At 64.2% G+C, this 12,084-nt stretch carries 13 protein-coding genes and 1 tRNA gene; 9 read left to right on the top strand and 5 right to left on the bottom strand.

Annotation, left to right across the window (positions count from 1 at the left end):
- Positions 1-28: 28 nt before the first annotated feature.
- The 5 genes from G3T16_RS15375 to hemA all read right to left on the bottom strand — a co-directional run bounded on the left by G3T16_RS15375 (position 29) and on the right by hemA (position 4,956).
- Positions 29-616 (bottom strand): HvfX family Cu-binding RiPP maturation protein, encoded by a 588-nt coding sequence (locus G3T16_RS15375; protein WP_163496004.1) that lies wholly within the window; start codon positions 614-616, stop codon positions 29-31.
- 83 nt (positions 617-699) lie between these two features.
- Positions 700-1,446 (bottom strand): HesA/MoeB/ThiF family protein, encoded by a 747-nt coding sequence (locus G3T16_RS15370; protein ID WP_163496003.1) that lies wholly within the window; start codon positions 1,444-1,446, stop codon positions 700-702.
- 209 nt (positions 1,447-1,655) lie between these two features.
- Positions 1,656-2,495, bottom strand: coding sequence for a peptide chain release factor N(5)-glutamine methyltransferase (gene prmC / locus G3T16_RS15365; protein WP_163496002.1), 840 nt, complete (start codon positions 2,493-2,495; stop codon positions 1,656-1,658).
- Positions 2,495-3,580, bottom strand: coding sequence for a peptide chain release factor 1 (prfA, locus tag G3T16_RS15360; RefSeq protein ID WP_163496001.1), 1,086 nt, complete (start codon positions 3,578-3,580; stop codon positions 2,495-2,497). The genes prmC and prfA overlap by 1 nt, the downstream gene beginning before the upstream one ends.
- The gene (gene hemA / locus G3T16_RS15355; RefSeq protein ID WP_163496000.1) at positions 3,577-4,956 is read right to left on the bottom strand and encodes a glutamyl-tRNA reductase; all 1,380 of its coding nucleotides are present in this window, start codon (positions 4,954-4,956) and stop codon (positions 3,577-3,579) included. Before hemA ends, prfA begins: the two co-directional genes overlap by 4 nt.
- 213 nt (positions 4,957-5,169) lie before the next feature.
- On the opposite strand from hemA, the gene G3T16_RS15350 reads away from it, so the two are divergent.
- The 9 genes from G3T16_RS15350 (at position 5,170) to ychF (ending at position 12,023) form a co-directional block, all read left to right on the top strand.
- Positions 5,170-6,930 carry a tetratricopeptide repeat protein gene (locus G3T16_RS15350; RefSeq protein ID WP_163495999.1) on the top strand — a complete coding sequence of 587 codons (1,761 nt, stop codon included), beginning with the start codon at positions 5,170-5,172 and terminating at the stop codon, positions 6,928-6,930.
- 1 nt (position 6,931) lies between these two features.
- Positions 6,932-7,522 (top strand): lipoprotein insertase outer membrane protein LolB, encoded by a 591-nt coding sequence (gene lolB, locus G3T16_RS15345; RefSeq protein ID WP_163495998.1) that lies wholly within the window; start codon positions 6,932-6,934, stop codon positions 7,520-7,522.
- On the top strand, positions 7,522-7,857 hold the full coding sequence (locus tag G3T16_RS23180; protein WP_408610709.1) for a 4-(cytidine 5'-diphospho)-2-C-methyl-D-erythritol kinase: 336 nt from the start codon (positions 7,522-7,524) through the stop codon (positions 7,855-7,857). The genes lolB and G3T16_RS23180 overlap by 1 nt, the downstream gene beginning before the upstream one ends.
- The gene (ispE, locus tag G3T16_RS15340; RefSeq protein ID WP_408610752.1) at positions 7,782-8,354 is read left to right on the top strand and encodes a 4-(cytidine 5'-diphospho)-2-C-methyl-D-erythritol kinase; all 573 of its coding nucleotides are present in this window, start codon (positions 7,782-7,784) and stop codon (positions 8,352-8,354) included. Before G3T16_RS23180 ends, ispE begins: the two co-directional genes overlap by 76 nt.
- Positions 8,355-8,372: 18 nt before the next feature.
- Positions 8,373-8,447: transfer RNA gene (locus tag G3T16_RS15335), tRNA-Gln, on the top strand.
- Positions 8,448-8,628: 181 nt separating this feature from the next.
- The gene (locus tag G3T16_RS15330) at positions 8,629-9,561 is read left to right on the top strand and encodes a ribose-phosphate pyrophosphokinase (RefSeq protein WP_163497133.1); all 933 of its coding nucleotides are present in this window, start codon (positions 8,629-8,631) and stop codon (positions 9,559-9,561) included.
- Positions 9,562-9,632: 71 nt separating this feature from the next.
- Entirely contained in the window at positions 9,633-10,277 is a 645-nt protein-coding gene (locus tag G3T16_RS15325; RefSeq protein ID WP_163495997.1) for a 50S ribosomal protein L25/general stress protein Ctc, read from the top strand.
- Between the two features lie 26 nt (positions 10,278-10,303).
- Positions 10,304-10,894, top strand: coding sequence for an aminoacyl-tRNA hydrolase (pth, locus tag G3T16_RS15320; protein ID WP_163495996.1), 591 nt, complete (start codon positions 10,304-10,306; stop codon positions 10,892-10,894).
- Between the two features lie 34 nt (positions 10,895-10,928).
- Positions 10,929-12,023, top strand: a complete 1,095-nt coding sequence (ychF, locus tag G3T16_RS15315) for a redox-regulated ATPase YchF (RefSeq protein WP_163495995.1) — start codon at positions 10,929-10,931, stop codon at positions 12,021-12,023.
- The last annotated feature ends 61 nt before the right edge of the window (positions 12,024-12,084 follow it).

Genomic DNA, 12,084 nt, shown 5'->3' with positions numbered 1-12,084 from the left:
AGTCTAGCATTTTTGCCGGCAATATGTGTCAACGGCTGGAGTACAACCGTGACAGGTAATAGTCGACACTGACATAACGCCCCCCGCCTGTGACCAGCAATGCCAGCAACATCACGCCGTAGGTCGCCGCGAATTCGATGCCATTGTTGAGGATGACGAAGTTGCCGTGCTCCGTGAGCCAGCTGTAATTGGCATGCTCGCGCAGGATATCCCTAGCCATGCCCAGGCGTACCGCAATTTCCCGGGCGCCCGAGTCGGCAATGGCGGCCCAGCCGTTTTCCCAGTGTACCGCGAGCGCGGCCACTACCATCGTGATCAGCAACGGCACGGCGACCCAGCGCGTCGCCAGTCCCAGCAGCAACAGCAGCGCGCCTACCGCTTCGGTATAGGCCGCCAGGTGGGCAAGCAGTGCCGGAGCCGGCAGCCCCAGTCCCCACTCGGTATTGCCAAACCACTCCACGGTGTTGTCCATGCCCGCGATTTTTTGCGTACCTGCCATCCAGAACACAGGAGCCAGATACAGCCGCAACGCCAGCGGGGGAAGCCCGTCAAGATGACGCAGCGGTCGGGACAGCACCTGGCACCAGGCGTAATAAAGGGCGGCGATTCGGGTCATGGGCAAACCTCATGAGTGACACCAGCGTGAGACAGTGGCAGTGCGGAAAAGTTTGTGCGAACGCGCCGGGACCTGGACACCGCTCAGTTCCCGCAATCAGGGCAGTCGGAGCGCCGCGGCAGGGCCAGGCGCCGGGTTTCCAGACTGCGCAGATCCAGCACCAGCAGACCATCGCGCAATGGCTCGGCCAGCCCGGTCAGGCATTTCAGCGCTTCCAGGGCCTGCAGCGCACCCAGCACGCCCACCACCGGCCCCAGGACACCACTGGTGCTGCAACTGAGAGCACTGTCGTCCCCGCCGCCGGGATACAGGCAACGGTAGCAGCCGCCGCCGCGGGCGCTGTCAAAGACCGCGAGCTGGCCCTCGAGACGAATGGCAGCGGCGCAGACCAGCGGTACCCCTGCGGCGATACAGGCACGGTTGACGGCAAAGCGGGCGGCGAAATTATCACTGGCATCGATCACCAGGTCTACCTCCCGAACGAGCGCCGGCAGGGTATCGTCATCCAGTTGCCGGGGAATGACCTCGAGCTGGGTAGCACTGTTCAGCGACGCCAGTGACACCGCGGCGGAAGCGGCTTTGTTGACCCCCAGGCGCGCTTCGCGGTGGGCAAGCTGGCGCGGCAGGTTGCTGGCCTCCACCACATCGCCGTCGGCGAGCAGCAGCCGTCCCACACCGGCCGCGGCGAGATACATCGCGGCCGGACAGCCCAGCCCGCCCAGCCCGACGATCAGCACCGAGGCAGCCGCCAGCGCCTCCTGGCCGCGGATGTCGAACTCTGGCAACAGCAGCTGGCGGCTGTAGCGATCCAGTTCGCGGTCAGTCAACATGGTAGTACTCCTTCATGATGGAATGATACTTACTTAAGGGCTTTGGGACTTCGTAGCCCGGTCGACATCCTGGGAGGGGGCTTTCGAGACACGCCGTGAATCCGTCCATGGAGGCTCGGATGCGACATCCATGTCGCATACGGTCTCGAAAGCCCCCTCCCAGAACGCCGACCTTCCTCCGGAGCGAGCTTAAATTAAGTGCCATTGCTTCATGATGATTTTGATGGAGTACTGGCGCCCGTGACGCGCTCGTGCCCGGCCAGGTCACAGCGGGTCTGCGGCGACGGGAAGCCGGCCTCCTGCATCAGTTCGCGCACCGCCCCTGCCTGCCGGTGACCGTGCTCCAGCAACAACCAACCGCCGTCGCGCAGAAAGTGCGGGGCGCGGTCGACCAGCTGCCGGATGTCGTCCAATCCAGTGCTTCCCGCCACCAGTGCGGAGCGCGGCTCGAAGGCGACATCGCCGCGGCGCAGATACTCGCTGTCGCTCTCCACATAGGGCGGATTGCTCACGATCAGGTCAAAATTCCGCTGCGCTACCGCGGCAAACCAGTCCGAGTGATGCAGGCTGACGCGGCCCGGGCACAGCCGGGACACATTGAACGCGGCCACCGCCAGCGCGGCCTCGCTGACATCCACCGCGGTGATCCTCCAGGCTTTGCGTTCGCAGGCCAGCGCAATCGCGAGCGCGCCGCTGCCGGTGCCCAGATCCAGCACCGCGGCCTCCGCGGGCAGGGGCAGTTGCAGCGCCCATTCCACCAGGGTTTCGGTCTCCGGGCGCGGGATCAGGGTCGCTTCGCTGACCTGCAGCGACAGCGACCAGAATTCGCGCCTGCCGGTCAGGTAGGCTACCGGGACGCCGCTGCGCCGCCGCGTCAGCAATTCACCGAAGGCCGCGGCAAGCGGCGCCGCCACGGTCTGTTCCGGCCAGGTGTAGAGCCAGGCACGGGACTTGCCGAGTACATGGCCCAACAGGACTTCGGCATCGCGGCGCGGGCTCTCGCCGGGCAGATCCGCACCGGCGGCCAGTAGCTGCCGCACCTGCGCCATCAATGGCCCGCCAGTGCTGCCAGCTGATCCGCCTGATACTCCTGGCGCAGGGCACCGGTCACCGCTCCCAGGTCGCCCTGCATCACTTCATCGAGCTTGTACAGCGTCAGGTTGATGCGGTGATCCGTGAGCCGCCCCTGCGGGAAGTTGTAGGTGCGGATGCGATCCGAGCGGTCGCCGGTGCCCACCAGGTTGCGGCGCTGCTCGGCCTGTTCAGCGGCCTGCTTGTCCTGGGCGGTGCTCAACAGCTTGGCCTGCAGCAGCGACATCGCCCGGGCCCGGTTTTTGTGCTGCGAGCGTTCATCCTGACACTCGACCACAATGCCACTGGGCAGGTGGGTGAGGCGCACTGCCGAGTCGGTCTTGTTGACATGCTGGCCACCGGCGCCAGAGGCGCGGTAGGTATCCACCCGCAGGTCGGCCTTGTTGATCTCGACGACATCGAGCTCATCGGGCTCCGGGATCACCGCGACGGTGCAGGCCGAGGTGTGGATCCGGCCCTGGGATTCGGTCTCCGGCACCCGCTGCACCCGGTGGGCACCCGATTCGAACTTGAGGTGGGCGTAGACATCGCGGCCAGCCACCTCGGCGATCACCTCTTTGTAGCCGCCATGCTCGCCGTGACGTTCCGACAGTATCTCGATCTTCCAGCCCATCCGTTCCGCGTAGCGGGAATACATCCGCAGCAGATCGCCCGAGAAAATCGCCGCCTCGTCGCCACCGGTGCCGGCCCGGATTTCCAGAAACACGTTGCAGGAGTCCCGCGGGTCCCTGGGCAACAACAGGGTCTGCAACTCCAGCTCCAGCAATTCCAGTTGCTGCTGGGAAGTGGCAATTTCCTCCTCCGCCATCGCCACCAATTCGGCATCGCTCTCATGCAACATTTGCCGCGCATCGTCGAGATCCCGCTTGACCGCACTGTATCTGGCGTAGCACTGCACGACCGACTCGAGCTCGGCATACTCGCGCGACAGCTCGCGGAAACGGGTCTGGTCGGCAATGGTTTCCGCATCGCCAAGCAGTGCCGATACCTCCTGGTGACGATCGGTCAGTGTATCGAGTTTGCTTAACAGGGATGCTTTCATTGCAGGGTACGCCCGGCGGGCCGCAGGGGTGCTTCCTCAGCCGCCGTTGTGGTTGGGTCCGCAGATGTCGGTGCGGCGGTAGTCGGGGATGCAGCGCCGCTGCGGACAGTGGACTCCAGTCCCAACAGCCGGCGGGCGCTGTGCAGCAGGTCCTGGCGACCCTCCGCACTGGCGCGCTTGAGACCGGCAGTGGGCGCGTGGATCAGCTTGTTGGTAATACCGCGCGCCAGCTGCGCTGCGATCTGCTGGGGATCCTCCCCGCGGGCCAGCGCCCGCAGTGCGCGCTGCAACTCCTGCTCACGGATCGTCTCGGCCATGTGCCGGTACTGGCGCACGGAGTCCACCGCCGCCAGCGTGCGCACCTCTTCCAGATACTGGCTGACACCCTCCTCGATCAACAGATCCGCCTTGCGTGCCTCACTCTGCCGGCTGCGCAGGTTCTGCTCTACAATCTCGCGCAGGTCATCCACCGTGTACAGGTAGATGTCCGGCAGCTCACCCACCTGGGGCTCGATATCGCGCGGCACGGCTATGTCCACCATCAGGATGGGACGGTGTTTGCGCGCCTTGATCGCCCGCTCCACCGCGCCCTTGCCGAGAATGGGCAGCTGGCTGGCGGTGGAGCTAATCACAATGTCAGAGTGCAGCAGCCGCTCCGGAATCTCGGCCAGCAGCACCGCCTCGGCGCCGAACTTCTGGGCCAGCTCCCGGGCCCGTCCCAGCGTCCGGTTGGCGATGACAATATGCTTGAGCCCGGCTTCGATCAGGTGCCGCGCCACCAGTTCGATGGTCTCGCCCGCGCCCACCAGCAGCGCATCACAGCGGCCCAGGTCGGAGAAAATATGGCCTGCCAGATCCACCGCCGCATAGGCCACTGAAACCGGGTTTTCTCCGATCGCAGTGTCGGTGCGCACCTTCTTGGCGATGGAAAACACGCGCTGGAACAGCCGGTCCAGATCCCCACCAATGGTGCCCGCTTCTGCCGCTACGGCATAGGCGGACTTCAGCTGCCCCAGAATCTGGGGCTCTCCCAGCACCATGGAATCCAGGCCGCTGGCTACCTTCACGATATGGTGCAGCGCCTCGCCTGCCTCGAAGTGGTAGGCGGCCTCGCGCAGTTGCTGCCCAGACAAATGGTGGTAGTTGGCCATCCAGTCGATCAGCGCCAGGGCTGTCTGCCCGAGCGCGTCTCCGGCCGGAGCCAGTGCATAGATTTCGGTGCGGTTGCAGGTCGACAGAATGATCATTTCCTCCAGCCGCAACCGTGCACAGGCATCAGCCAGCGCCTCGCTGACCTGCTCCGGCGCGAAGGCCACGCGTTCGCGCACCTCCACGGCGGCGGAATTATGGTTGATACCCAGGGCAATCAGATTCATGGGGTCGGTGACTGGCTCCCGTGCGGGGTGTGGGGCAAAGCGGCCAACTTTAGCACATTCACCCGAAAATTCCCGTGATTCTAGCAAGTTACAGTATAAAAGACAGGCACGTTCCGACTTCACGGCGGGAACCTCCTGAGCTGAACAGGGTCCACATTGGTGGGATTGGTATCCCGATTGTGTCACTATTGCTCCCGTATCCGCTGACTGTGTATGCATCCTCTGAAAATGTTCCGCAAGCTTGTTTCCGCTACGCTCGCCGCCGCCCTGGTCGCCTGCGCTTCCGATCCTGTCATGGATGCCGCGGCGCCCGGGGACGAGGTGTCCGCTGCGCCACCCCGCCCGGCCGAGCCGGCACCACCGCCTGAGCGGGCATTCCCCGAGGACAGCCTGTATCCACTCCTGGTCGCGGAATTTGCGCTGCGGCGGCGCGATTTCGATCTCGCCCTGGCCACATACCTGGAACAGGCCGAGCAATTGCGCGACCCCGGAGTCAGCGCCCACACCACTCATCTCGCCCAGTTCCTGAAACGGGAGCCGCAGGCGCTGGCGGCAGTCCGTCTGTGGGTGGAGCTGGAACCCGACAACCCGGAGGCCAACAATACCCTGGCCACGCTGTTGGTACGCGAGTCCCGGCCGGTGGAGGCCGTGCCCCACCTGGCGGTCGTGGCACGGCATGGCATGAAGGCTCACTTTCCGATGCTGCTGGGCGGGTTTCGGGATTTGCCACCGGCGCAGCAACACGCCCTGAGCAAGGCGGTGGAAGATTTAACGCTGGAGTTCCAGGATGACACCCGGTTGTGGCTGACGCTGGCATTGATCCGCGATGAACTGGGTCAGGCGGGAGCGGTGCAGGCGGCGCTGGACCGGGTATTCGAGATCGACCCCTGGCAGCAACAGGCACTGATGCTGGAGGCGAAACTGCAGCTGGAGAACGAGGACCCCGATCCCTTCCAGCGCATTGAAGCGGCCCTGCAGCAGGATGCCGAAGACGCTCAGCTGCGGCTGCAGTATGCCCGCATGCTGACACGCTTCGACATGGAAGCGGCCCGGCAACAGTTCGAGATCCTGTCGGCGCAGGCCCCCCGCGATGGCGACCTGCTACTGTCGCTGGCGCTGCTGAACCAGGACACCGGCGACACCATAACCGCCAAGGCCTACCTGCGGCAGCTGCTGGCGCTGGGACAGCGCAGCGATGAAGCGCACTACTACCTGGGCCGGATAGCCGAGGACGAGGGACGCCCCAAGGAAGCCATTGCGGCCTATCTCGAAGTAGGGGATCCGGAGGGCCGGGAATTTTTCAGCGCCAGGGGCCGGGTCGGCAGAATGCTGCTGGAGAGCGGCGACATTGACGGCAGCGCCCGTTACTTCAGCCGCCAGCGCGAAGACTACCCGCAGATGCGGGAACAACTCTATACCCTGGAATCCGAGTTGCTGAGCCGCGCCGGACTGCTCGACGACAGCCTGGCCGTGCTCAACCAGGCGCTGGAAGAACTCCCCCGCTCCACCTCCCTGCGCTACAGCCGCTCCATGTTGGGCGAGCAGCGCGACGACCTGGCGCTGATGGAGCGGGATCTGCGTACCATTCTGGAACAGGAGCCGGACAACGCCACCGCGCTGAACGCTCTGGGCTACACTCTGAGCAACCGCACCGATCGTCACGAAGAAGCCTTTGAACTGATCTCCCGGGCCCTGGAGCTGTCGCCGGACGAGCCCGCCATTCTGGACAGCATGGGCTGGGTGCTGTACCGCAAAGGGCGCGCCGAAGAGGCCGTGGAATACCTGCAGCGGGCCTACGTCAAGCTGCCTGACCCGGAGGTGGCGGCGCACCTGGGGGAAGTGTTGTGGAGCCTGGGCAAGACCGGGGAAGCACGCGATGTCTGGCAGGGAGGGCTGCGCCAGGACCCGGACCATGAGGTCCTGCTGGAGACCCTGCATCGTCTGGAAGTTCCTGTAGCCGACCTGAACCCCTGACATGCGACTACTGCTTGCGGGCCTGGTCGTGCTGTTGCTGAACGCCTGCGCCACGGCGCCCGACCAACCCGCCCCGGCTCGCCCCTGGCAGCAGCGCACAGTGCAGCTGAGCGCGCTGGAACACTGGGGTGCCACCGGCAAACTGGCCCTGCGCAGTGGCGGCCAGGCCGAATCGGCCAATCTCAGCTGGCTGCAGCGGGGGCGGCACACTCGACTGCAGTTGAGTGGCCCGATGGGACTGCGGGCCACCGAAATTCACAGCGACGGCCAGCAATTGCTGATTCAGCGCGGCGATGAACAACAGCAGTACGACATTGCCAGCCCCGGTGCGCTGCGCGAGCAGACCGGTTGGGACCTGCCGGTTCAGGCGCTGCCCTACTGGCTCAAGGGCCTGCCCGCGCCGGGTGGCGACGACACGCGCATGCGCATCGAGGCAAACCTGCTGCGGCAGTTGCGGCAGGACGGCTGGACCATCGATTTCGAACGCTACCAACAGTTCGGGGCTTACATCCTGCCCACCCGGCTGACCGCCGAACGGGGCGATACCCGGGCGCGTATCGTGATCCAGTCCTGGCAGCCCGGAGAACCGTGATGGACCCGGTCCTGCGACTGCTGTCGCCCGCCAAGCTGAACCTGTTCCTGCATGTGACCGGACGCCAGGCCGATGGCTACCATACCCTGCAGACCCTGTTCCAGCTGCTCGACTGGGGGGACGAAATGACCTTCCGGCCCGTCTCCAGTGGCCGGGTGAGCCTGCAGATGTCGGGCATGGACCTACCCGAGGCCGACAACCTGATCCTGCGCGCGGCGGCCCTGCTGCCGCGCGATGAGCACCACGGCGCAGCCATCCACTGCAACAAGCAAATCCCGGCAGGGGGGGGCTGGGCGGCGGCAGCTCCAATGCGGCCACTACCCTGCTGGCCCTGAACCAGCTTTGGCAGCTGCGGCTGCCGCAGTCACAGCTGCTGGCCCTTGGCGCCAGTCTGGGTGCCGATGTGCCGGTGTTCATCGCCGGCCACAGTGCCTGGGCTGAAGGAGTGGGCGAAGTATTGAGTGCGGTTGAGCTGCCATCCCGCTGGTATCTGATCATCGTTCCTGGGTGCCAGATCCCGACCCGGGAAATTTTTTCCGACCGTGAATTGACACGGGACACCGCGCCGATCACAATAGCCGCCTTTTTTCAGGGGACATCGCGCAACGACTGCGAGCAGGTGGCGGTGCGGCTTTACCCTGAAGTTGGCGAGGCCCTGGCCTGGCTCGGACAGTTCGCAGAGCCGCGACTGACCGGCACAGGCGCCTGTATATTTGCCGCATTTGACAGCGAGACGCAAGCTCGCCAGATCGGCGCCATGGTACCGGCGCGATGGCGTGCTATAGTCGCGCAGGGTGTAAACCAGTCGCCCGTGCAGAAGGCCTTGTGCTGAGTTAACAACGATTGTTTTTGGGGTGTCGCCAAGTGGCAAGGCACCGGGTTTTGATCCCGGCATTCGTAGGTTCGAATCCTACCACCCCAGCCATATAGAGGAACTTCGAGGGCAGGCGCACGACCAGGCCACCACGGAGTGAAGAAGCCGACCGGCAGGATTCGAACGAGGTTCGACCAATGCCGAACGGCTCGAAATGACCAGGCCAAGCACCAGGGTTTGTTCGACCCATGCCCCCAACCCGACCAGGGAGAGTATCGTGTCCTCCAAACTGATGGTCTTCACGGGTAACGCCAACCCGGAGCTGGCCCAGAAAATTGCCAACCGCCTCTACCTTGCCCTGGGCAAGGCCAGCGTCGGAAAATTCAGCGACGGCGAAGTCGCGGTGGAACTGAACGAGAATGTGCGCGGCAAGGATGTATTCGTAGTCCAGCCCACCTGTGCGCCCACCAACGACAACCTGATGGAACTGCTGGTGATGATCGACGCGCTGCGCCGCGCGTCGGCGGCGCGGATCACGGCCGTGGTCCCCTATTTCGGCTACGCCCGCCAGGATCGCCGCGTACGTTCGGCCCGGGTACCGATTACCGCCAAGGTCGTGGCTGACATGATGGTCACCGTCGGCGTGGACCGGGTGCTCACGGTCGACCTGCACGCCGAGCAGATCCAGGGTTTCTTCGGCTGCCCGGTGGACAACGTCTACGGCTCACCGGTACTGAATGCGGATATCATCGCCTGCAATTACGAGAACCTGATTGTAGTGTCGCCGGACATCGGTGGCGTGGTGCGGGCCCGGGCGATTGCCAAACAACTGAATGACGCCGATCTCGCGATCATCGACAAGCGCCGGCCCCAGGCCAATGAAGCCCAGGTGATGAACCTGATCGGCGAAGTCGAGGGCCGCTGCTGTCTGCTGGTGGACGACATGGTCGATACCGCCGGCACGCTGTGCAAGGCCGCCGACGCCCTCAAGGCACACGGCGCCGACAAGGTCGTGGCCTACTGCACCCATGCGGTGCTTTCGGGCCGCGCCCTGGACAATATTCGCAACTCCCAGCTCGATGAGCTGGTGGTGACGGACACGATTCCCCTGAGCAAGGAGGCATCGGCCATCGACGAGATTCGCCAGCTGACCATATCGGACCTGCTGGCGGAGTCGATCCGCCGCGTTTCCAACGAGGAATCCATCAGCGCGCTGTTCCAGTAGGCACAGCGTTTACCCAAACCCACTGTCGCGCCGGTCGCGGGCAAGACAGTGTCAGCAATGGAGTCAAGACAATGTCTGACCAATTTGAATTGTACGCAGAAGTACGAGAGGACCTGGGGAAAGGTGCGAGCCGCCGCCTGCGTCGTCTCGGCGACCGGGTCCCGGCCATTATCTACGGTGGCAGCAAGGATCCCCAACCGCTGTCCCTCATCCGCAAGGATCTGGAAAAGGCACTTGAAAACGAGGCTTTCTTTTCTCACGTGCTGGCCATCAACGTGGCGGGCAAAAAGGAAAAAGCCATCCTCAGGGACCTGCAACGCCACCCGGCCCGCAACAGCGTCACCCACGCGGATTTTCTGCGGGTGGATGAAAAGAGCGCGATCAAGGTACACGTGCCCATCCACTTCCTGAATGAAAAGACCTGCCACGGCGTCAAGGTGCAGGGCGGCATGATCCAGCATCAGGCTACCGACATCGAGGTCCTGTGCCTGCCCAGCGATATCCCTGAATACATCGAAGTGGATATGGCGGAACTGAAAACCGGCGACATCGTCCACCTGTCGGAAATCACGCTGCCCAAGGGCGTGACCTCGGTCGCGCTGAGCCTGGGGGAAGATCACGACCTGGCGGTCGCTTCCGTGGTAGCACCCAAGGGTGGCACTGACGCGGACGAGGAAGCGCCTTCCGAGGAAGCCGCGGACGACGACGAGGCCTGAGCTTCCGGCGTCGTACGGCAGCCACGTTGACGGCTTCGTTCACACTGATAGTCGGGCTGGGCAACCCGGGCAGCGAATACCGGGGAACCCGCCACAATGCGGGCGCCGATTTCGTCGCGGCGCTGGCCCGTCACTGCGGCGGCAGCCTGCAGGCCGAGACCCGCTTCTTCGGACTCAGCGCCCGTATCGTGTGTGGCGGCCAGGACCTGCGACTGCTCATCCCCACCACCTTCATGAACCGCAGCGGCCAGGCCGTTGCGGCCATGGCCAATTTCTTCAAGATCGTCCCGGGAAATATCCTGGTCGCCCACGATGAACTCGATATCCCGGCCGGCACTGCACGCTTCAAGCGTGGCGGGGGTCACGGCGGTCACAATGGCCTGCGCGATATCATATCCGCGCTGGGCAACAACCGGGACTTCGGCCGCCTGCGTATCGGCATCGGTCATCCCGGCCACGCCTCGCAGGTTACCGGCTATGTGCTTGGCAGGCCCAGTGCGGTGGAGCGCGAGCGAATGGATGCCAGCATCGAGGCCGCGATCGCGGTGCTGCCCCAGTTGCTGGCTGGAGAGGAAACCCGCGCCATGACACAATTACACAGTTTCAGCGCCGCCTGAACCGGGCGCGCTGCCCTTCGCACAGGAATTTCAGATGGGTTTTAAATGCGGTATCGTCGGACTGCCCAACGTCGGCAAGTCCACACTGTTCAATGCACTGACCAGGGCCGGCATCGATGCGGAGAATTTTCCGTTCTGTACCATTGAGCCCAACGCCGGGGTGGTACCGGTGCCCGACCCCCGCCAACGCCGCATAGCGGAGATCGTCAAGCCGCAGCGGGAAGTCGCCACCACGATGGAGTTTGTCGATATCGCCGGTCTGGTCGCCGGTGCCTCGAAAGGCGAGGGGCTGGGCAACCAGTTCCTGGCCAACATCCGGGAGACCGATGCCATCGCTCACGTTGTACGCTGCTTCCTCGATGACAACGTCATCCATGTCGCCAACCGGGTCGATCCGCGTTCCGACATCGAGGTAATCAATACCGAACTGGCGCTGGCGGATCTCGAAAGCTGCGAAAAGCAACTGCAGAAGGTGCAGCGCACTGCCAAGGGTGGCGACAAGGAGGCCATCGCGATGAAGGCGCTGCTGGAGAACCGGCTGTTGCCGCATCTCAACGAGGCCCTGCCGGTGCGCTCGCTGGCCTTTGATGACAGCGAGCGTCCGCTGGTGAAAAACCTGCAACTGCTGACCGTCAAGCCCACCATGTACATCGCCAACGTCGACGAGAACGGCTTCGAAAACAACCCGCTGCTGGACACCGTCAACGAACTCGCCGCCGCCGAGGGTGCCATCGTGGTCGCCATCTGCAACAAGCTGGAATCCGAGATTGTGGAGCTGGAAGACGAGGAACGGATGGAGTTCCTCGCCGACCTGGGCATGGAAGAGCCGGGCCTGGACCGGGTGATCCGCGCGGGCTACCAGCTGCTGAACCTGCAGACCTACTTCACCGCCGGTGTGAAGGAAGTACGGGCCTGGACCGTCAAGGTGGGCGCCACCGCCCCCGAGGCCGCGGCAGTAATCCACACCGACTTCCAGAAGGGCTTCATCCGCGCCGAGGTGATCAGCTACCAGGACTTCATCACGCACAACGGCGAGCAGGGCGCCAAGGACGCCGGCCGCTGGCGGCTGGAAGGCAAGGACTACATTGTCCAGGATGGGGATGTTATTCACTTTCGGTTCAACGTCTGAAACCGGAAGCCCATCCATCAGGCCGGCCCTGGGCCACATTGGACGCAAAAGAGGGGCTGCG

This window comes from Kineobactrum salinum, assembly GCF_010669285.1.
GTDB lineage: Bacteria > Pseudomonadota > Gammaproteobacteria > Pseudomonadales > Halieaceae > Kineobactrum > Kineobactrum salinum.
Note: the sequence above shows the minus strand (reverse complement) of the source record. Positions and strands in the feature narration are given on the sequence as shown.